This window comes from Wohlfahrtiimonas sp. XWW7, assembly GCF_056716055.1.
The window spans coordinates 1,477,429-1,500,401 of record NZ_CP168032.1 but is presented as its reverse complement, the minus strand read 5'-3'; the positions used below and the strand labels follow the sequence as shown (position 1 = coordinate 1,500,401).

Here is a 22,973-nt window from a genome sequence, read left to right as displayed (position 1 = left end):
AGACAATAGACATGAAAACAGCACTGATCCAAAGTGCTATTACAATTTTGCTCTCTGAAGGCATTCAAGGCTTTACGTTACAATCCGTGGCAGATCATGCCAAGGTTTCTAAAGGTGGATTACTGCATCACTTTCCTAATAAACAAGCCTTAATTTCAGGCGTTTATCAAGCAATCATAGAGCGTTTTGAAGCTAAAATAAATGAATTTATTCAACAAGATACCATTGATCATGGTCGATTCACTCGTGCATATCTCAACACAGTGCTATTAGATACTGAAACTGGCGTCAACTCCAAGCTTTCCGCGCTATACATCGCATTGATCAATGATGAAAAGTTAAGCCTTGCTTGGAATCAATGGCTCACTCAGCAACAATCCAAACACAGTAAGACAGATAGCGCACAATCATTAGCAATGATTCGTTTAGCTGCTGATGGCCTTTGGTTTAATCATAATCTCAGTACGCTCACACCTTTTGAAAATGCAGCATTGATTGATCAAATGATCCAACAAACCTATCCGAGTTAGCAGTTGCCAGAACATAGCCAATGCTGGCTCGAAAAATCATAAATTAAAGAATCTACTGCCATTCCTGGTTCTGGAAACTCTAAACTGGCTAGATCCCGCCCTTCACGCTGATAAATGAATTGTGGCACATTGGTCTGGACTTTTTCATAATCTTCACTAATGTCCACCACTGTTGGAAAATAGCCATTTTTTTCCTTAAAGCTATTCACTACAACGATGAATTGATCCACTTGTTGCTGAATATAAAAAGGAATTAACTTGGTCGGAATTAATGCTGCCGAAAAAATGACAACAGCATAAATTAAATTCAACTGATGATATTTCAAACGCTTTTGATATTTCGTTCCCATTAACAATACAATCATCACCACTTGCCAAACGGCATAAACCATCAATACAACTACGCAAGCAATGTTCAATAACCAATCACCATACGACATGAATGGCAATAAAAATAGAATCAGTGCAATGGTTGTGACGATAATACGATCAATTCTAAATGGCATAGTATTCACCTGCAATATAACTATTTGAAAAAATAACAATATTTATAAGCATAGTAGAACTATAGCAAAATAGTTGAAGAAAACAACTTTATGAGTTTTTGAGAATTTCCTTATGATTCCTCAGGCTCATAAACATCAAACTTAATGATCGCAGTAAAGCCTTGTCCATCTTCCACGATTTCAATTTGATCAATGTAAGTATCTTTACTGCGGATCACAAGATCAATGCCTTCTGCAATGCTTGCCTTTTGCATCGTATTTTTGGATTGCTCACGAAATTGATGACTTGGCACGCTGATCTCACGATCAATCGCAAAGCCTGCTTTATTTTGCACCGCATTAAACACACGATTGATCTCTTGCTCTTCCACATAAGGCTTCGAGAAGTTTTCAAGATCTTTAAAGCGAATATCATCATGCTCTTCTAAATGGCTTTCTAAGCTTTTATTAAACTCCAAACGTTGCTCTGGCGTTGCGATGCGCTTATTCAAGCCACGCAAAATATCATTACTTGCTTTGAGTTCTGCATGTTCTGTTTGCTTTGGCTTTAAACTCAAGAAATCATCATGCCAATATTTTGTGCGTCTTTTTTGGCTATCAATCGCTAAAACAGATTCATCACTCGCCAAAATCAAAGCGCCTTTTTGAATATCTCTTAAAGAAATTCCTTCTTTTTCAATGAATTCCAAAGTACCGTTATTATCATAAATATCGAGATAATCATCTTTCGATTCAACTTTAAATAGCCCAAGCGCCTTGGTTTCCTTAGAGTTCATAAAGATGTTATCAAACAAGATAATAATAAAATCGCCCCCCATAATATTTGGGTGATTTGTCACGCTATGCAAGTGCCCTGCAATTTTTATGGAAGCATCATGAAAATCTGCATCCGCTGTAAAAATTTCTTTTGCATAACCCGCTATGACATCCGTTAAATCGCCTGCTTTAAACTCATAAGCATCTTCAAGCTCTGATAATGGCAATAAATAATGTTCTAATAATAGCGCTTCTAGCGATGCACTTGGCTTCACACTTGCTTCTGAAAATACGCACTCTTCCTCGCGCCCAATATTCCCAACTTGATGAATGATGATTTTTTCTATTGTTGCTGAACTGATGTTTAACATTTTGTTTTCCAACTAACCTAAAGACATATCTAAAATAAATTTAAAAAAATCCCAACTAATTCATTGAATTAAATAAATTATTTACTTTTATACTTAATAACTTTCAAAGCAATCCATGAATACAGTGAAATTAATAAAAATAAAACCATACTCAGAATAGTCATCATTACAATAATATTATCATTCGGAATAGGATCTTCTATTCTCCAAATATAATGCTGAATATTATAAGTCAAAATAAAAACTATACTTGTGGCTAATACAATTATTTTTTGTAAAAATCTTTGGCGAATCAGTACAAAAAATACAATTAAAGGTGGTATCAAAGGGATACTTAAACTGGCTAAATTGCTAATCCAATTCATATGAATAAGATCTACTGCTCGATGATAATCTTGCGCCTCAATATATTCACTAATAGACATTCCAATAGCAATAACCAATAAATAAATCGCCCATAAACTCAATGTTGCAATTGTGCACTGTTTATAGTTTGTTTTTACTTTATTCATATTAAAACCACCTCTACTGGTAAAGACTGAAGCCCTTTTTTTCCTTTTTCACAATCCCATAATTTAAATGGCACAACATAAAGCTTGAGATACTCCGCATGAAACTCAAATATAGGTAATGTTGTCGTAAATTGATCATGATAAGGATAAATTAAAATCATATTTGTGCAATTTTCTTGATTTTGTTGATATTTATAGCCATAAGCCAACATTTGATATAAATCCGCCTGACTGATGCCATATTTTTCAGAGCTATTACCCGCATTTTGATCCAACATTTTCCATTTAGTATCGGCAATGATCACATATTCAGATTCTTTATGACGCAATACAAAATCAGGCTTCAATTGGAATAAATTTTGACCTTGATGTTTCACCAAATGATAACTTTGCTCTTGAGTCTTAACATGATAATCAATGTGATTTTGCTGTAAATAATGCCCAACATAAGCCTCAAAAAGCTTTTCCATTGGAAACAATAATGCAATACCTTGATATTGTCCCTGCTGAAAATCAGGATTCATTTTTTCTAAAATCAAAGTACACCAAGGCAATATGGCACGATAACCTTTCATCAACTTACTATCTTGCCAATGCTTCAATTGCACATGGGCATGATGCACAATTTCCAAATCTGATAATCGTTGCATCAGTTCATTAGCAACACGCCAATTATCAGCATTTTTTGTGTTTTTAAACAAATAACTCAAGGCTGTTTTGATCAAACGGTTTTCTAACCGATTAAAATTAAACTCATCATAACGAATTGGAAATAAGTGCGCTTGCCCTGCCTTTTGCCGCATCACTTGGTTAATATCCAATCGCCCACGCATGAATTTTTCTGTGCGATTAACTCGCTGATAATCACGCTTTAAATCTTCTTTAAATAATATTTTCAGCTCATTTAAAAACTGCTGATAAATCCACTCATGCAAAGGTAAGTTATTACGTGTTAGATGTGCGCTATGCATCTCTTTAGGATTAACTTGAAGAACTACGCTCACCATTTTCTGTAAAAGCTCACGCAAGCGATCTTTTTCATCATCTTGAGTATGCAAAGCCGTTTTTGGCAAAATTTCCAAACCAATATCTGGCGTTTCCAAATAGCCAACTTGGCTACCTAATTTAATATGATCAAAGCCTAAAGTTGCATCTAATTTTTTGTGCTTAATCAATTCCGCTAAAAACTTAAATGTTTTATGCGAAATATGCGCTTGATCCAAGTTATCAGCATCCACTGATAATTGAGTCAAAACCGCATATTCTCTAACTTGAATAACTTCCATAATCATTACTCAGCAAGAATTTTTGAGTAAGCTTCTGCTTCCTTAAATGCATTTTCATTAATCTGATAACGACGATCAGTTAATGCTAATCCATCAACTTTTTTGAATAATCGTTCAATATCATCTTTTTTAATCTCACTTAGTAAATGAACAAACTGATATTGCTGAGATTTATTTTGATCATTCAAAACCCATTGAATTCGTTCCCAATCCTCAAAGAAATATTCTTGCAACAATGGAATGATTTTATTTTTGAAGATATTGGCTAATTTTTCTTGTTGTTGATCTTCTGTTAAACCTTCTAATTCCAAGAAATAACTATGCCCAATGAGATAATCACGCCCTAATAAAATTTCAATGCGATTATTCATGATTTTGAGTATTTCGCCAATATTAACGTCATGAACTTCAATATTATTCAATAGCTCATAATTAGGCAATAATTCCACAAATTCAAAACGACGACGTAGTGCCAAATCTAATTTAGTTAGTGAATGATCGGATGTGTTCATTGTGCCAATCACATATAGATTATTTGGCACAGAGAATGTTTTTTTAGAATATGGCAAAATCACAGATCGAGCATCATGATTCCCTGCGCGCTTGCTTGGTTCTAATAATGTGATCAATTCACCAAAAATATTGGCAATATTTCCTCGGTTAATTTCATCAATGATTAAGACATAGTTTTTCTTATCAACATGTCTAAATTGATAGTTCAATAGTTCCTTAAATTTTTCCTCTATCAAAATTTCTTGGCTAATTGGATACAGAGCATCCTTACCAAAACTTTGCGTTAATAAATCACTATAAGGAATAGATGGATCAAATTTTTCCAACCATTTAACATTACGTTTAGTGATATATGTATCTCGATTGATATTATCTAATAGTTTTGCTTCACCAGTAATTTCAGCTATTGCACGAATTTTATTGATGCCATCCGCAACCAAAATCAGATCGCCAACTTGCATTTCATCCATGAAATAGTTTTCCATATCTTGACGATATTTAGTATCGACAACTTTATCATCACACTGACCTAAATTATTACCATAACGCAATAAAATATAATTATTGTCCAAACATTCTTTTTCTATATTTTTTTGACCAACAAAAGATAATTTCCAAACATTGGTCAAAATCTTTTGACTTGCTAATTGGCTAATTTTTTTAAAAACACCATCTTCAATATCATATTCAATTTGCCTATTTTCTGTTTTAGCTCGAATACCTTCAACAAAATCCTCATAGCTAAAGCTTTGATGAAATGTCACAAAAGATATTTGTTTATTTTGAATTAACGCATCATATCTAGCTTTTAAACTGTCACGATCAAAAATATGACCATCTTCATTTTTGATAGATGCAAGAAATGCAGGATCACAAATGGCAACAGCCTCTTCTACAGTTTTATATGTTTTTCCTGTTCCTGGTGGACCGTATAAGACCACATTAGCAAGTTCACATTTATTTAATATTTCTTTTGTTGATTCCCCTATGACTTCATCCGCACTAGACTCTCTATTATTCCCAACTTGCCCGCCATATGCTTCTAAAGATAACTCTGGAAATGAATGGACGGGATAATCATCTTCTTGAAATAAATTATCTAAAGTGCCTAATAAATCAAAATACTCTGCGCCCGTACATCGTTGCTTAGAGCTGCTCGTGTAAATTTTAAGCTGTAATTTTTCTTTAATGTAACACCGTGTTTGCTCATCTAAAGGAAGATAATTCCAAGGTCTAATCCAATATAAACCTATAGATAATTTCCACCCTATCTGTTTTTGATTAGTAACAACATCATATTGCTCTAATAATTCATCTTGAATTTTAAACTTTTCACTTTCATCATGTAAATTAATTTGCGCCAATTCAAATACATTCCATAATTGATTAATGTCTTCTGGCTCTCTTTCTTCTTCGGAAGCAAAAAACCATGAATTTAAATTATTTAGTATTGGAATACCATCAAATGAAGCAGGTGCTGTAATGGAAACCTGTAGAAAATCTGCCAATTCTTGTGCAATTTTAGTTCTATTATTATTTGTCATTTTTCTATTAAACAGTCCAAAGACTGTAAAAGGACAAATATCTTGTAGATCTTTACCCTGCATATATGATAAAGAGAACCTTTCTGCCAACTGTAATACAAATTCAACAAGAGGTTTTCGATTATCCTTGTACTGTAATAATTTTTCTGCTAATTCCTCGTAAAAAACTGTCCATTCAAATGCTTGAGATGATTTATCAACATCGCCAAAACGGTCTTTCCAAGATCCATGATTTCTAAATCGATCAATATCTTGTGGAATATTATTCACACTAAAATCTATTAATGCTTTTTTCTTCCAATTTTCAGCCGTTACCTTCCAGATAGTTGGCTGATAGGTATAAAAATACCATTCATCTTTAGATAAAACACCTTGTCCCCAATCGACTTTTATTGTTCGACCATCACCATAATTCTCAACAATAGTGCCAATAGCTTTAATTAACATCACTGAGACGCTATGCTCACGATTATCAAAAGGGAGATCATACTTACGCGTATAGGTGCTTTTAATTAGAATGGTATCACCTATATTCATAGATCGAACAAGATCTAAATTCTTATCTGTATAGCCATTTTCCCATATGCCATTATTTATAAATCTTTCTGTTTGATCACCTTCTTCAAAAGATGCACCAACATACCAATAAACACCTGATCCTTCGTCTGATTTTTTATGATTCTCAATATCATTATTTGTCATATTTTTTATCCTTATATCAAAAAGCACCATATCACTATGATGCTTTCAATTAATTCTTACTTCTTCAAGCCGCCGAGCGCAGCCGCAAATGGATTATTACTTGGGGCTTCTTTCACATGTTTCTGATTAAAGCCCGCTTTGCGATCATTGCCTTTTGGTGCATTGTTTTTCACTTGGTTAATGTCATCCGATAAGCGCATTGTGAGCTGGATTCGGTTACGTGGCACATCCACTTCGATCACTTTAACCTTTACAATATCACCCACTTTCACAACTTCATGCGGATCTTTTACAAAGCGATCCGCCAAAGCGCTGATGTGCACTAAACCATCCTGATGTACGCCGATATCCACAAATGCACCAAAGTTAGCAACGTTTGTAATTACGCCTTCAAGCATCATGCCTTCTTTCAAATCTTTAATGGTTTCAATGCCATCTTTAAACGTCGCAGTTTTAAACTCAGGACGAGGATCGCGCCCAGGCTTTTCAAGCTCTTTAATGATGTCCAACACCGTTGGCAAGCCAAATTGCTCACAAGTATAATCACTCGCTTTTAAGCCTTTGAGGAAGCTTGCATTGCCAATCACTTGATCCATCGTTGTGTTGTTTTTCGCTAAAATACGCTCAACCACAGGATAAGCTTCAGGATGCACCGATGAACGATCGAGCGGATTATCACCAAAAATGCGCAAGAAACCTGCCGCTTGTTCAAAAGTTTTATCACCCAAACGTGGTACTTTCTTCAAAGCTTTACGATTGCTGAAAGCACCATTTTCATCACGATAAGCTACGATATTCTGCGCAATCGTCGCATTTAAGCCTGAAATATAAGTCAACAATGCAGAAGATGCAGTATTCACATCCACGCCCACCGCATTCACACAATCCTCAACCACCGCCGTTAAGCTTTTATTCAATTGCGCTTGGTTCACATCGTGCTGATATTGACCAACACCGATGGATTTAGGATCAATCTTAACAAGCTCCGCCAATGGATCTTGCAATCGGCGCGCGATGGAAACCGCACCACGGAGCGCAACATCCATATCAGGGAATTCTTTAGCTGCGAGTTCAGAAGCCGAATAAACAGAAGCACCCGCCTCGCTCACCACGATTTTCTTTAAGTTCGGAATACGCTCGCACAATTCCTGTGCCAATTTATCCGTTTCGCGTGAAGCTGTACCATTACCGATGGAAACCAATGTTAAATCATGCTTTTTACACAAAGCTTCTAAGATTGCCAAAGCTTGATTCCATTGATTTTGCGGTGCATGCGGATAAATCACAGCTGTATCGAGCACTTTGCCCGTCACATCCACACAAGCCACTTTACAACCTGTACGTTGCCCTGGATCTAAGCCCAAGATCGCTTTACTACCCGCTGGCGCCATCAATAATAGATCTTTTAAGTTTTTCGCAAATACTTTGATCGCTTCATCATCCGCATCATCACGCATTTGCCCAAGTTGTTCCAATGCTAATGATAAGAACAATTTTGAGCGCCAGCATAAACGGATCGTGTCGCTCATCCATTTATGCATATCTTTCAAGCCAAAATACTCCGCCATCATCACTTGTGGAATTTCTAAAGAGTTATCAGGCAGGATCAAATCCACATTCAATAAGTCTTCTTTTTTACCGCGCAATAATGCCAAAGCGCGATGCGATGGAATGGTTTTAATGGGCTCACGGAATTCAAAATAATCGGAGAATTTAATCGCTGCTGTTTTCTTAGCTTCATCCACAGAAGCTACAATCACGCCTTCATCCCAAACAAATTGGCGCAATTTACCCACTAAATCCGCTTGCTCTGACATATGCTCGATCAAAATAAAACGTGCGCCATCCAGCACTGCTTTTTCATCTTCAAAGCCTGCCTCTTTATTAATGAATTGCCCCGCCAATGTTTCAGGGTCAATGTTGGGGGATTCAGTGAGAATCGTCATTGCCAAAGGCTCAATACCTGCTTCACGCGCAATTTGTGCTTTGGTTCTGCGCTTTGGTTTATATGGTAGATAAATATCTTCCAATTCTGTTTTTGTTAATGTATTAAGGATTTTATTTTCTAAAACTGGCGTTAATTTATCTTGTGAACGAATGGATTCCAAAATCGTTTTTTGGCGCTCCGTCAATTCACGCAAATAAACCAAACGTGTATCCAATGTTCTCAATTGTGTATCATCCAATCCGCCTGTGACTTCCTTACGGTAACGCGCGATGAACGGCACCGTTGCACCGCCATCTAACAGATCAACAGCCGCATTCACTTGGTTAGCTTTGGCGTTAATTTCGCCCGCGATGATATCTACAATTGAAAGCATATTATTTGTATCCTAATTTTTATCAATAAGGCTGGATTTTAGCAGAATTACCAATGATTGGCACAATATGGCTATTTGCAATGCATAAAAAAATCCCGCATATTTTGCGGGATCTCTATAAAATTTAGAATTTCGACAATTACATCAATTTCGATAAGAAGATGTATAACAAAGTTCCAATATAATTACCTGTAATATAGCCCACTGTACCAACAACTAAGATTGGGCCAATTAAACTTCTCCAACCTTGACTAATTGCCATTGCCGCAGCAGTTGTCGGGCCGCCAACATTAGCGTTACATGCCAAAATGATCTCTTCTAATGTGAATTTAAAGAGTTTACCAACGCCCAATGACCAGAGTAAATTCACCATCATCACAATTGCTACGAATACAAATAAGATCGGCGCCTTCTGTATGATTAATGCGATAGATGCAGGCATTGCGATGACTACGAAGAATAAATAAATCGCATAAGTTCCTAATTCTTGTGCACCATGTAATTTTGCAAATTGTTTTCTAAAAATTAACAGTGCAACCAATGTAAAGGTTGTTAACAATAAGTATTTATCAGTGATTAAACCGAATAAAATCTCTTCAAAGATAGAAGCAGGCGCGCCAAAAAATGCTTTCAATAAACTAGATATTTTAAATGCTAATGCAACCAATAAAGCAGATGCAGCAATCGAGATACCAATATCTTTCAAACCAATTGTTTTTGGCTGCCAATAAGCTTCTGCAACTGTTTGGCTATGGTTGCCTTCTGCCGCATCTTTTTCAAACACATTGATGAAAGGCGTTTTATATTTGCGGCGGAAAAAGCCCATGCTCGCAATCAAGATCAGCATAATAAAGTAAACTGACATCACTAAGTTATCGGCAACAGTTGTTGCAGCCACGATATCTTTTGTTGGTTCATATTTACCAACCATCGCCGCAAAGTTCACACCGCCGCCAGTATAAGTTGCACCAATCATCGCGCTCACTTTATCCAGCTCTGGGATATAGTTTTTCAAAGCAAAGAATGCAATGATCACGCCAAATACAGTACCAATCGAACTTAATAAGAAAATTGCCAATAAGCGGCCACTTTCTCTAAAAATTGCGTGAATATCCACATGAAATAACAACAAAGGAATCGCTAACGGCACGATATAAGCCCAAACAGCATCATAAACTGCTGTATCTTGTGGCACTAAATTCAAATTCGTTGCAGCCAAACCAATGATCAAAGCGATCACTGCACCTGATAATTTCGCAGCCCATTGATATTTTTGCTCTAATACAATGGATGTTGTTGCTGCAATCAGTAAAAATGCCCATAAACCAATGGTATTATCGGCAGATATCCACGTTTCCATACTCTCTCCTCAATGATTATTTTATAAACTCGCAGCTGTATAAATTGCGTAGTTTGATTGACTATAATGTGCCCACGATTGATTGCCATAGTCAAAATGCCACCATTCGGTTGGCAAATTAGTGAAACCTGCATCTTTCATTGCATTGAACAAAATGCGACGACGATCACGAATTTCTACTGATTTTCCTGCCTTTTCAAAAGACGCTGTCCATGAATCTTCTTCTGGACTGTCAAACTCTGTGCCCATATCCAATGCATTGCCTGATAAATCGCACAAAGTTAAATCCACAGATCCACCAGTTAAATGCGGACTTGGGGAATCCTTTTGTGTTCTAGGTTCTGCCACAAATTCACTTAAACGTGCTTCAAATTCTGCTTGAGATAAATTAGGTTCTTGTGTGTGAATCACATCACCAACGCTATCGCGTAAAGCTTTTTGCACCGCATAAGGGCGCCAACCATCTAAAATAATAACGCCCATTGATTCTGGTAAAGATGCCACAACAATTTGTAGCTTTTCTGCAACACTTTCGCGTAACCAGATATCAGGCAATGAACCTTCAATTTTGCTCTCATAATAGAAAGATTGACAAAAAATCTTCCCTTTCCTATCGACCTTAACCAACTTATCCTGACTTTCGACAATCTTTCCCGTGTAAATTTCCGACCAATTTGGCGTTGTTAATACAGGAATCGCTCGATCAACCAAACTCATGTTACCCTCTTATACTGCGATGTTGACAAATTGAATTACACTATGCAAAAGATTACAAAATAACAACAAAAATTTTTAAATTATTTTGTTCTAATTTATAGAACACAATCAATGATAGAATTAAACACAGAGTAAAAGTAAAGTTAAGTACAATAATATTAATAACAATTGAGGATTTGGCATGATTTTTGTAATCGCTTTGGTATTGTTTATAGTCTATTCCGCCATTGTCAATCTGATCAAAGAGATGAGCGCTGCCTCTATTGCCTACCCACAGATTACTCAATTACCTAAAGACTTCTTTCCTGACTATTCTCAGGATCTATTTGTGCCAACCCATGAAAAACTCAAAGCTAGAGGTTGTTTAGGCCCATTGTGGTTTAAAATTGAATCTGAAGCGATGCCCAATCGCTATTTTGCACAAGCATATCTTGCATTTTATTTTGATCCTAAATACCAAACGATGATCAGCGTGCAACCTTCAGCCAGCATTGATATGCCCAATATCCTGTATCTATCTTGCATTACACCTACTGAAAATAATACATGGATTCACACGACCAATATGGCAACATCCATGTTAGAACAAACGTCAGATACTCAGTTGGACATTGTTGATTTGGTGAATATTGAAGAGGTGATTTTTCATCATTTAGAACGCTTAAAATCAGCCAAACAATCCATCAATTTTTCAATGACATCATCAGCAATCGCCGCCCATTGGCTAGATATAAAAAAACGATATGCCATGCTCATTGAAGAGAAAAGAATCATAGATGATCCTAACCAAAAGCAATATGTATTAACTTGGAAAGGCTGGCAACCGTTGTTTAAAAATATATTTAAACCCTTAAAGCAATTAATCAAAGATCAAGATACACCCACAGAGCGCATGGTGGAATTCCATCAAATGCAAGAACAAATGCTGAATTTTAAGAAAATCCCCTTAAAACTCAAAATATTCTTTCCTATATTCAGTTGTATTCTATTTTTAATCGCTGCTTACTTCATCTTCGATATAGAAACAGGCGCCATTTTATTATTCGTCATCATGTTTCATGAATTTGGGCACTACTTTGCCATGAAGAAGTGCGGCTATAAAAATGTTGATCTCGCAGCTGTGCCATTATTGGGCGGTGTAACAACGGGCATTCCCCAAAAATATAATCAATATCAACAAGCATGGATCGCAATGTGGGGACCTTTACCTGGCATCATTTTAGGATTGATCTTATCTGCCTTGCTGTATTTCAAACCTGAACTTTACCTAGATTTCAGCCATTTATCATAGATCATTATCTTTTTATTCATCATCAACTATTTCAATTTATTGCCAATTTTGCCTATGGATGGCGGACATATTTTAGTGAATTTAATCCCCAATCGTTTCATTAAACTCTATCGCACCATTGTCATCATGACCACAATATTGGGCATGGCAATCGTTTTCACATTAGATCTACCAATGTTTCTACTGTTTCTATTTGCTTTACCGCTCTTCTCGCTCGAGAGAGATATGGCTTTATATAAAATTGTGCAGCAAATTAAGCAAAGCCCTCAATATATGACAATGAATAATCAAGCACTATTAGTGACATCCATAGAAGCAGTTAAAACAAAATTTCCCAAAAAAACTACCAAAATTCAGCTCGCTTATATCAAAAATGTTTATTTAAACATTAGTGAGGTGACGATGACAAAAGCCCAAAGAGCTGGATTATTGAGCGTTTACTTATTGTTATTTACACCATTAATTGGTGCTGGCTTATATTTTTATCATGGCATTACATCATGGACAGATCAGATCAAAACTACCCAATATCAATCCTATGAAACACTTAAAGACTTAAAGCTTTTAAATCCTCCCATCACACCATCAGAGCGCTCTGATTTTGAGCATGCCTTCAAAATCACAATGCCAAAAGATTTGGCCGAACTCTATAACATGGCCAACGGTAGTCAAGATCATTACATTGCACCTAGTAATCATGTGGATTTCGTAGAGCATAATACAATGTGGCAAGATTTAATCCGTAGCTATCCACCAATGGAATATTCATATGATAATGATGGTAATGAGATCCAAACGCCAATATCATTACCTAGAAATCAATGGTTGCCCATCCTTGCACATCCTAAAGCCGTCGTGCTCATTAATATCAAAGCACAAGATGACAAAGTTTGGTTACAATGCAACCTCTATTCAGAATCAAAAAGTATGTACTGCGATTATAGTGAATCATACCCTGCAACCTATATATTCAGTCTTTATAAACATTTAATAGATAAAAAAGAGAAAATCTAGCGATCAAGCTTGCTCTCATTGAGTTTATACAATATGAATGGATTGCCATCTATACTCAAACAACCTATACCATTCATGTTTAATTGTTGGAGATTGCCATCCACAAATTTATATTTACTCTTTGCAGGCAGATCTAATTGAAGTTTTTCACCTGTTTCATCCCATTGATATAAGCCTGTATGAAATTCATCTAAATTGCTGGCAACGCCGATTCTTGTCACTGTTTGACTGTAATGCCCATCTGTTAAATTCAGCGTGATTTTAGTGCCTTTGCAATCAGCACATGGCAACATACCTTCATAAGTACCATTATGTTCAATGCCCTTTTTCGGTATATTTTGTTCATTGAATTTGGGGATTTTATCAGGATCAACAATGGCATCATCCACTTGGATAATTTCCATTTTAACCGATGGTTTCCCTTGCATGATGACATTGAAAGAAACTAACGCAATGCCTGTTAAAATCATGCCCAAGATAAATGCTCTCATCATTTTATAGCGCTCTATGGATATTCAAAATAATCTACCAATGGTAACAAATAATACTCGCAGCGTTATTGATTGAGTGCAATAAAAAAATCCTGCCGAAGCAGGATTATTGATCAATTTATATTTAATTATGCATTCGCAACTTCTGCATCTACAGGTTTTGGAATCAAGAATGACACAAAAAATGCCAATATTGTGATGCATAAACCCAATAACATGCCGTTAAAATAACCACCAATAGGCGTTTTACTTACAGTTTGCATTGCTGGTAATAATGCAAAGCTTAAGCCGGCACCAATGTGGAATGCTGCTGCATTCATGCCTGGCAAAAAGCCTGGATTATCTTTTGGTGATAACACAACGCCCAAACCATTCAACATGATATTAGCTGTACCTGCATAAGTTACACCAATAAAGATCGTCGCCGCAATTAAGATGGCCAATGTGCTTAAACCTAAATACATTAATGCAACAATGCCAGCCACACTGCCAATTAAACCCACACGCAAGATTCGGTTATAACCATAAACAGGTGCTAATTTACCCATAAATGGTCCAACTAACCAACCAATTAATGCATAAGGCGCTAAAAGATAAATTGCCGTTGCATTAGCAGTTAATTCATAACCAATCTCTTTATTTTGTGCAAAAGAAACCACCAAACCATTCACGATCGCAAAAATACCTGTCATGGTTAATACTGTCGTTAACAATAATGCCCATGTTGAACGCTTTTTGAGATCCGCAATGGTTACGAGTGGATTCATGACTTTTTTCTCTGTTTGCACAAATAATGCAAAAGAGACTAAAGCCGCAATCACCGCACCAATCACTAATGGAATATTGCTTGAGAAGTTCAATGCTGTTAAGAAACCTGCCAATGTTGTAACCAAGAAAACAACGCCCAACCAATCCATTTTTTGGCCTGCGTTCGGTTTGGATTCTGGCGCGCCTTTTAGAATGAAAGGCAATGTTAATAATCCCACCACTACAATGAACCAAAATACAGGTCTAAAGCCATAATGCGTTGCAATATAACCACCTAAAAATGCATCAATCCCTGCAATACCACCATTAACCGCTGTGATAATGCCCATCAAAATGCCGTACTGTTTAGGATCTTTTACTTCGTGGTGAAGCATGAGTAAACACAATGGCACAACAGGACCAGAAACCCCTTGAATCACACGAGATAAGAAATAGATCTCGATGTTAGGTGCCAATGCCGCCAATACTCCGCCCACCGTTGTCAATGCCGTCAGCGTAAATAAGACTTTCTGACGCCCCACAATATCACTCAAGCGCGGGATAAAAATTGAGAATAACGCAGCAGACATAAAAAATGCCGTTTGCGTTAAACTAACCGTTGCTTCCGAAGTTTCTAAACTGTTGGCAATTGTTACCAATACAGGATTGAGCATGCTGGCATTGAGCTGAAATGCCATACATGCCATTAAAAGTGCCACCATAAGTGGCACTACATTGGCTTTCTCCTTAAGTGGAGGATTATTGATCATAATCAACCTCGCCAATACGTTCTAACGCATCCACGATGAGATCCCAAAAATAAGTATGATCCAATTTAACCGCCACTTGTGTATGGCAATCAGGTTCTGGCGGATTGCGGAAATCTGCAACTGTCATACCCAATGTCAAAGTACCTGTTAATTCAATATCCACAGGAACTTTTTGCGTTGTCATAACTTTTGGATCAATCACATAAGCAACCGCACATGGATCATGCACAGGCGGATAATCAAAGCCTTGCGCCTTTTTATACATTTTACCGAAGCATTCTAAAAGCTCTAACACGAATTTTGCTGGCTTTGTACCGACTTGAGTGATTTTTTCCACCACTTCTGGCGTTGCCAATGCTTGGTGCGTTAAATCCAATCCCACCATTGTTAATGGCCATTTTTCATTGAATACAATGTGCGCAGCTTCTGGGTCAATTTTAATATTGAACTCTGCTACAGCACTCCAGTTACCCACATGATAACCGCCGCCCATCAATACGACTTCTTTCACACGCTCTACGATTTTTGGCTCTTTTCTTGCCGCCATCGCAATGTTTGTTAAACCGCCTGTAGGCACAATGGTCACAGTTTTGGGCGGATGACTCATAATTGTATCAATGATCAAATCCACAGCGTGGCGCGCATCTAATTCTAATGTTGGCGTTGGTAATTCAGGGCCATCTAAACCTGATTCACCATGCACATCAGGTGCAATTTCCACTTCTCTCACCAACGGTCGAACGCAACCTGCTGCAAATGGTACGCCCACAATATTTGCAACTTTAGCCATTGCCAACGCATTGTGCGTCACTTTTGCTAAGGTTTGGTTACCAACCACTGTTGTCACTGCTAATAACTCAATCTCTGGATTACCATGCGCTAATAAAATCGCAATTGCATCATCATGGCCTGGATCACAATCTAAAATTATTTTTTTGGTCATCATTCTTACCTTATATTGTTTAGAAGCACTCCTATCATATCCTAGTTTCTAGCAATAGTATTTCTCTATCTGTAGAAAATATATTCATGTCATAAAATTATATTTTTATCTTTGCATTTCTTAGGAAACATGCTAATAATAAAACCTCGTTCTGCAAAGAACACTTATCAAGAGTGGTGGAGGGATCGGCCCTGTGAAACCCAGCAACCTGAACATAAGTTTAAGGTGCTAACTCCCGCAAGTATCATGCTTGAGAGATAAGATGAATTGGATTCTAAGGCCAACATTCTTGATAAAAATTGAAGAGTGTTGGCTTTTTTAATGCCACAAATAAAGATTTTTGCTGGATTAAGGAGTAATAAAATGGATGATTGTTTGCGTCTGTCACAACTGCTTTCTGAAAGAATTTTGATTCTCGATGGCGCAATGGGGACGATGATCCAAAAACATAAATTGGATGAAAATGCATTTCGCGGTGAGCGTTTTAAAGATTGGCACAAAGATCTCAAAGGTAACAATGATCTACTCTCTTTAACGCAACCTGAAATTATTCTCAATATTCACCGTGCTTATTTAGAAGCAGGTGCGGATATCATTGAAACCAATACATTCAACTCCACAAGTATGTCCCTTGCTGATTACGGCATGGAAGATTTTGCCTATGAATTTAATCTTATTGGTGCACAATTAGCCAAACAAGCAGCCGATGAATTTTCAACGGTAGAAAATCCCCGATTTGTGGCGGGAACAATCGGGCCAACCAGTAAAACAGCATCCATATCGCCTGATGTGAATGATCCCTCTTTCAGAAATACATCCTTTGATCAATTAGTGGAAGGTTACACAGAAGCGATCAATGGATTAATCGATGGTGGTTCGGACATCATCATGGTGGAAACGATTTTTGATACTTTGAATGCGAAAGCAGCGATCTTTGCCATTGAATCGGTGTTTGAGGCACGCAATATTCGTTTGCCTGTGATGATTTCCGCAACCATTACTGATGCCTCTGGCCGAACATTATCAGGCCAAACCACAGAAGCCATGTACAATTCACTTCGCCATGCTGAACCATTTTCTATGGGTTTAAACTGCGCCCTTGGCCCTGATATGCTCCGTGCTTATTTAGAAGAATTATCTCGCATCTCCGAATATCCTATTTCAGTGCATGCCAATGCAGGTTTACCGAATGCGTTTGGTGAATATGACTTAACGGCCAATGCAATGGCCGAATCCATGAAATCATGGGCAGAATCTGGCTTAATCAATATCGTGGGTGGTTGCTGTGGCACAACGCCAGAACACATCGCTGCCATTAAAAAATTAGTAGAAAATTATGCACCAAGACAACTGCCTGAAATCAAAAAGATCACACGCTTATCAGGTTTAGAAGCTTGCAACATTGAAGCTGGTCAATCTTTATTTGTGAATGTTGGCGAACGTACCAATATTACAGGCTCTGCCAAATTCAAGCGCCTCATTAAAGAAGGCAATTATGCTGAAGCCTTATCCGTCGCCCGTGAACAGGTGGAAAATGGCGCTCAGATCATCGACATCAATATGGATGAAGGCATGCTCGATTCCAAGCAAGCCATGATCACGTTTTTGAATCTCATTGCTGGCGAGCCTGACATTGTTAAAGTGCCAATCATGCTAGATTCTTCCAAATGGGAGATTTTAGAAGCAGGTTTAAAATGTGTACAAGGTAAAGCCATTGTTAACTCAATTTCTCTCAAAGAAGGCGAAGAACTATTCATTGAACATGCAAAATTATTAAAACGCTATGGTGCAGCTGCCGTTGTGATGGCATTTGATGAAGATGGTCAAGCAGATACTTATGAGCGTAAAACAGAAATCTGTGCCCGTGCTTACCAAGTTTTAACAGAAAAAGTTGGCTTCCCTGCTGAGGATATCATCTTTGACCCAAATATCTTTGCCATCGCAACAGGGATTGAAGAGCATGCCAATTACGCAGTAGATTTCATCAATGCCACACAATGGATTCGCAAAAATCTACCTTATGTGCATATTTCTGGTGGTGTTTCTAATGTTTCCTTCTCATTTCGTGGCAATAACTTAGTTCGTGAAGCGATTCATGCGGTGTTTTTATATCATGCGATTCAAAAAGGCATGAGCATGGGCATTGTCAATGCTGGGCAATTGGCAATTTATGATGAAATCCCTGAAAAACTTCGGAACGCTGTAGAAGCTGTCGTTTTAAATACTCACCCAGAAGCAGGTGAACAACTTTTAGAAATTGCCCAAGAATACGCGGGGCAAGAAAGTAGTTCAGGTAAAAAAGAGGATTTAGAATGGCGCACATTGCCCATTCAAGAGCGCTTAACCCATGCACTTGTCAAAGGTATTGATACTTACATCATCGAAGATACTGAGGAGGCAAGACAACAATTTGATCGCCCCATCGAAGTGATCGAAGGCCCATTAATGACGGGCATGAACATTGTGGGTGACTTATTTGGCGATGGCAAAATGTTTCTACCACAAGTGGTTAAATCTGCGCGCGTGATGAAAAAATCAGTAGCATATTTGGTGCCATTCATCGAAGAAGAGAAAGCTGCAAGCGGCGAAACTCATGAATCCAATGGCAAAATCTTGCTCGCGACTGTCAAAGGCGATGTGCATGACATTGGTAAAAACATCGTGGGCGTTGTTTTGCAATGCAATAACTTTGAAGTGATTGATCTCGGCGTTATGGTGCCTTGCCAAACGATATTGGATACAGCCATTAAAGAAAATGTAGATGTGATTGGTTTATCTGGTTTAATCACGCCATCTTTAGAAGAAATGGTGCATGTGGCAAAAGAGATGCAGCGCCTTGGCTTTAAAACGCCTTTGATGATTGGCGGAGCAACCACTTCCCTTTCCCATACTGCTGTTAAAATTGATCCCAATTATGATCATGGCATCGTCTATGTGAAGGATGCTTCTCGCTCTGTGGGTGTTGCACAATCCTTAATCAGCCCTGAACTGCGCGATCAATTTGTGGCGGATACTAAAGCACTTTATGCTAATCGCCGCGAACTCTATTTATCCCGCCAGCAAAAAGTAGATTTAATTCCCTTTGAGGATGCCAAAGCTAATCATGCCACCATTGCACAAAATGCAATCAAACCATTGAAATTGGGCATTCATGAGATCACAGTGGATTTACATGAGTTGGTTGATACCATTGATTGGACACCATTTTTTTCATCTTGGCAATTGCATGGTAAATTCCCGCGCGTTTTAGAAGATGAAGTTGTGGGAGAAGAAGCCCGTAGAGTTTATGCGGATGCCAAGTCGATGCTTTCTAAAATTCTAGATGAAAAATGGCTCACTGCAAAAGCTCGCATAGGTTTATTCCCAGCGAGTAATGCAGGTGAAGATACGATTTTATATACGGATGAATCCCGCACAGAAATATTGACAAAGCTCCATCATGTTCGCCAACAAACTGCGCGCCCGCAAGGCAAGCCTAATCGTTCACTCGCTGATTTTGTGGGCAATGAAGATTATGTGGGTGCATTTGCCTGTACAGCAGGATTGGGCATAGAGCCTTATTTAGAAGCCTTTGAAGCAAAACACGATGATTATGCATCCATCATGCTCAAAGCATTGGCAGATCGCTTTGCGGAGAGCTTTGCAGAATATCTCCATAAATTAGTGCGCACAAGTTTATGGGGCTATGCAAAAGATGAAACCTTGGATAACGAAGCCTTAATTCGTGAAGAATATGTGGGCATTCGCCCTGCACCTGGCTATCCTGCCTGCCCTGAACACACAGAAAAAGGCACAATTTGGGAGTTATTAAAGCCAGAAGAAATCGGCATGAGCTTAACATCTAGCTATGCGATGTATCCGCAATCCTCTGTATCAGGTTTTTACTTTGCTGATCCTGAGGCTACTTATTTTGGCGTCGGGAAAATTGGCCGTGATCAAGTGGCAGATTATGCCAAACGCAAAGGTTGGGAATTGAAAGAAGCTGAAAAATGGCTCGCCCCGAATTTGGGCTATGAGCCAGATGATGAGTAATCTATACAATCACAAAATATCGCTCTCGTAGAGAGCGATGCTGTATTAAGATACTTAGCCATTGATCAATTGAGATTTTAGATCAGATCAACGCCAATACATCTCGCGGCTCTGCTCGCATCATGTAATTTGTTTCCACAAATGCATAAGTGATTTTGCCAGAAGGTGCAATCACATAAGTTGCTGGAATTGGTAATTCAAAAGAATCATCGCCATTAATGGTGGATAAATCCGCACCAATTTTCTTATAAATCTCTCTAACATTATCATCCAAAGCAAACACTAAACCAAATTGGCGCGCAATTTCGTTATGCTGATCAGCAATCAAAGTCAAATCAAAGTTCTTCTCTGCTTTCAGCTCTGCACTGTAAATTTGCATTTGTGGTGAAACGAATAAAAATTGTTCTGAAGGGAGTTTAAATTGCTCAATTGACTCTTGATAATCTGCCAATTCAGCCATACAAAAAGGGCACCAATTGCCACGGAAAAAGTTAATGATCACAGGCGCATTTTTCAATAAATCATACAATTTAATCTCTTTGCCTTCTGTATCCACAACTGTAATATCAGGTGCTTGATCACCAATCGTTAAAGCTTTGGCTGTAATATTTTGCTCTATCAATTGATTCAAATTTTCGCCAAATGCTTCAATAAACTCGCTGGGCATCTGCTCTGTCATTTCACCCTGAATTTTTTTTAATATTTCACGTAATGCCATAATGATCTTGATCCCTTAATTTTTATTTATATTTTGATTAATCTTTTCTAATATTTCACTGAACTGACTCATTTCTTGGATGCTGAACGAATCAGTCAATTTTTCAATCCACTGAGTGTGTTCTAATAAAGCCTGTGCAATCACTTGTTGCCCTTTTTCTGTGATTTTTAGTAGATATTTTCTGCGATCTTCCAACACAGATTCTTTATCAATCAATTGGTACTTAAACAGTGTATTAATCTGCTGCGTCATGGTTGCTTTCGTCACACCGCACATTTCAGCGGCTGCTTGTGGTGTTAACGCACCTTTTTCATTCAACAAAGTTAATAACAACAATCTAGATTCTGATAGCTGATGCAGCTCCAATTTTTCTGCACACGACTTATCAATCGCATCCGTAATAGATAGTAACTCCATGCATAAAGTGATTTTACTTACATCAACTGCATCTCTATCTCGAATTAAATCAATAAATGTTGTGTGTTTTTGCGCTAACATGATCTCTCTTTTAAAATTAGTAAGTACACGTACTATTGATAGGCATTTTAGTTTAAATGTAGAATTTGTCAATATAATCATAGATAAAAAAATAGCCCTGCGATATCACAAGGCTATTCATACTATTGATCATGCATTAGTAGCTTTGACACTCATTGACACAACGATTACTTAATCCTCTTGTCATTGTAAATACCAGTAAAAATGCTAAAGCTGTGATGATTAACATCGCTGCCATTAATGTCGTACCATTGAATGTATCCATCACAAATCCACCCATTAAACTGCCAATGGTGATCAAAATTAAGAACATAAATGTGATGAGCGCAGAACCTTTTTCAGTTAAATGTGGCACATGGATATACATCCAAATATTGATACTTGCTGGCACCATTCCTGCCGCAATTCCCCATAAAATGATCAAAGTAATGGAAGCAAATAAAGAGACATTCAGCACTGAAAATGCTAGGAATACAACCGTTAATAATAATGCCATCACAGCAAAATTATAGCGCACATTAAGCTTACCTAAATAACCTGCCAATACATTCCCTGCTACGCTTGCAATGCCAAATACTAATAGCAAGCCTGAAATTTGTGCATCCGAAAATCCTATAGATTGTTTGAAAAATGCCGTGAAATAATTATAAGCAGAAAAGTGTGCTAAAAAGATTAGTACAAATAGAATTAATCCTTTACGTGCAATGGGATGCATAGGCATGAGCAATAATTCATTCCACTGTAAAGTTGAAGATGGCTTCAATGAAGGTAAAGAGAAATACTGTGCGACCAATGCAATCCCGCCCAAAATGGCTAACACGATATAAGGTAAACGCCAGCCATAATGGTTGGCTAACCATGAACCAACTGGCACGCCCAATACAGTCACTAAAGTCACAGCTGAAAAGAATATTGTCACAGCGACAGATGTAGATAAATTATGTGGTGCCAAGCGAATCACCAATCCCGCTGCTACGCCCCAAAATCCACCCAATGCAATGCCTAAAGCAAATCGCCCTAGCAGTACTATATTGAAGTTATTTGAAAAGGCTGTCACCAAATTGGCAAGCATCATCAATACAATTAATGCTAATAAAAGGGCTCGGCGATCCATCGTTTTGGTATAGATAGGAATCAATAATGCAGAGATCATCCCTGCAATAGATGTTGCCGTTACCGTTAAACCTGCCATGCCTGTAGAAATTTGAAAATCATCGGCAATATTATTGAGAACGCCGATGGCCAAGAATTCGCCAGTGACCATGATGAAGCACGCGAATGTTGCTGACAGCAAAGCGAGCCAGCTACCATTGTGTGTAAAAGAGTTTGAGATTGTCATATCCATTCCAAA

At 37.7% G+C, this 22,973-nt stretch carries 18 protein-coding genes and 1 riboswitch; of the genes, 4 read left to right on the top strand and 14 right to left on the bottom strand.

Going from position 1 to position 22,973, the window contains the following annotated elements:
- Nucleotides 1-11 precede the first annotated feature (11 nt).
- Complete coding sequence (locus ACA100_RS07250; protein WP_481077041.1) at nt 12-530, top strand: TetR/AcrR family transcriptional regulator; 519 nt, start codon at nt 12-14, stop codon at nt 528-530.
- Here the strand turns inward: ACA100_RS07250 and ACA100_RS07245 are convergent.
- The 8 genes from ACA100_RS07245 to ACA100_RS07210 form a co-directional block, all read right to left on the bottom strand.
- A complete protein-coding gene (locus ACA100_RS07245) occupies nt 527-1,036 on the bottom strand; it encodes a hypothetical protein (RefSeq protein ID WP_481077040.1) in 510 nt (169 codons plus the stop codon). The two genes, ACA100_RS07250 and ACA100_RS07245, sit on opposite strands and share 4 nt — an antisense overlap.
- A gap of 110 nt (nt 1,037-1,146) precedes the next feature.
- Nucleotides 1,147-2,163: a nucleoid-associated protein gene (locus tag ACA100_RS07240; RefSeq protein WP_481077039.1), complete on the bottom strand. Its 1,017-nt coding sequence runs from the start codon at nt 2,161-2,163 to the stop codon at nt 1,147-1,149.
- Between the two features lie 77 nt (nt 2,164-2,240).
- Nucleotides 2,241-2,675 (bottom strand): hypothetical protein, encoded by a 435-nt coding sequence (locus ACA100_RS07235; protein ID WP_481077038.1) that lies wholly within the window; start codon nt 2,673-2,675, stop codon nt 2,241-2,243.
- Nucleotides 2,672-3,961 (bottom strand): McrC family protein, encoded by a 1,290-nt coding sequence (locus tag ACA100_RS07230; protein ID WP_481077037.1) that lies wholly within the window; start codon nt 3,959-3,961, stop codon nt 2,672-2,674. The genes ACA100_RS07235 and ACA100_RS07230 overlap by 4 nt, the downstream gene beginning before the upstream one ends.
- A gap of 5 nt (nt 3,962-3,966) precedes the next feature.
- On the bottom strand, nt 3,967-6,720 hold the full coding sequence (locus tag ACA100_RS07225; RefSeq protein ID WP_481077036.1) for an AAA family ATPase: 2,754 nt from the start codon (nt 6,718-6,720) through the stop codon (nt 3,967-3,969).
- A 56-nt stretch (nt 6,721-6,776) separates the two neighbouring features.
- Nucleotides 6,777-9,041, bottom strand: a complete 2,265-nt coding sequence (locus ACA100_RS07220; RefSeq protein WP_481077035.1) for a Tex family protein — start codon at nt 9,039-9,041, stop codon at nt 6,777-6,779.
- A gap of 139 nt (nt 9,042-9,180) precedes the next feature.
- Nucleotides 9,181-10,401: a DUF819 family protein gene (locus tag ACA100_RS07215; RefSeq protein ID WP_481077034.1), complete on the bottom strand. Its 1,221-nt coding sequence runs from the start codon at nt 10,399-10,401 to the stop codon at nt 9,181-9,183.
- A gap of 21 nt (nt 10,402-10,422) precedes the next feature.
- Nucleotides 10,423-11,118: a M15 family metallopeptidase gene (locus ACA100_RS07210; protein ID WP_481077033.1), complete on the bottom strand. Its 696-nt coding sequence runs from the start codon at nt 11,116-11,118 to the stop codon at nt 10,423-10,425.
- 181 nt (nt 11,119-11,299) lie between these two features.
- Here ACA100_RS07210 and ACA100_RS07205 point away from each other — a divergent pair, with 181 nt between their 5' ends.
- Nucleotides 11,300-12,409, top strand: coding sequence for a site-2 protease family protein (locus ACA100_RS07205; protein ID WP_481077032.1), 1,110 nt, complete (start codon nt 11,300-11,302; stop codon nt 12,407-12,409).
- A 75-nt stretch (nt 12,410-12,484) separates the two neighbouring features.
- Nucleotides 12,485-13,423: an SMI1/KNR4 family protein gene (locus ACA100_RS07200; RefSeq protein ID WP_481077031.1), complete on the top strand. Its 939-nt coding sequence runs from the start codon at nt 12,485-12,487 to the stop codon at nt 13,421-13,423.
- Here the strand turns inward: ACA100_RS07200 and ACA100_RS07195 are convergent.
- From ACA100_RS07195 to uriH, 3 genes are all read right to left on the bottom strand, one after another.
- Nucleotides 13,420-13,917: a copper resistance protein NlpE N-terminal domain-containing protein gene (locus ACA100_RS07195; protein ID WP_481077030.1), complete on the bottom strand. Its 498-nt coding sequence runs from the start codon at nt 13,915-13,917 to the stop codon at nt 13,420-13,422. The two genes, ACA100_RS07200 and ACA100_RS07195, sit on opposite strands and share 4 nt — an antisense overlap.
- 125 nt (nt 13,918-14,042) lie before the next feature.
- Nucleotides 14,043-15,431, bottom strand: a complete 1,389-nt coding sequence (gene uriT, locus ACA100_RS07190; RefSeq protein ID WP_481077029.1) for a uridine transporter UriT — start codon at nt 15,429-15,431, stop codon at nt 14,043-14,045.
- A complete protein-coding gene (gene uriH / locus ACA100_RS07185) occupies nt 15,421-16,374 on the bottom strand; it encodes a uridine-preferring nucleoside hydrolase UriH (protein ID WP_481077028.1) in 954 nt (317 codons plus the stop codon). The genes uriT and uriH overlap by 11 nt, the downstream gene beginning before the upstream one ends.
- Nucleotides 16,375-16,535: 161 nt before the next feature.
- Nucleotides 16,536-16,638, top strand: a riboswitch (SAM riboswitch).
- A 99-nt stretch (nt 16,639-16,737) separates the two neighbouring features.
- Between uriH and metH the strand changes: the two genes are divergently transcribed.
- Nucleotides 16,738-20,406, top strand: coding sequence for a methionine synthase (metH, locus tag ACA100_RS07180; RefSeq protein WP_481077027.1), 3,669 nt, complete (start codon nt 16,738-16,740; stop codon nt 20,404-20,406).
- Nucleotides 20,407-20,488: 82 nt separating this feature from the next.
- On the opposite strand, the gene ACA100_RS07175 is transcribed toward metH, so the two are convergent.
- From ACA100_RS07175 to ACA100_RS07165, 3 genes are all read right to left on the bottom strand, one after another.
- Entirely contained in the window at nt 20,489-21,124 is a 636-nt protein-coding gene (locus tag ACA100_RS07175) for a peroxiredoxin-like family protein (protein ID WP_481077026.1), read from the bottom strand.
- A gap of 15 nt (nt 21,125-21,139) precedes the next feature.
- Nucleotides 21,140-21,622: a MarR family winged helix-turn-helix transcriptional regulator gene (locus ACA100_RS07170; RefSeq protein ID WP_481077025.1), complete on the bottom strand. Its 483-nt coding sequence runs from the start codon at nt 21,620-21,622 to the stop codon at nt 21,140-21,142.
- A 136-nt stretch (nt 21,623-21,758) separates the two neighbouring features.
- Nucleotides 21,759-22,967, bottom strand: a complete 1,209-nt coding sequence (locus tag ACA100_RS07165) for an MFS transporter (protein WP_481077024.1) — start codon at nt 22,965-22,967, stop codon at nt 21,759-21,761.
- Nucleotides 22,968-22,973: the final 6 nt, after the last annotated feature.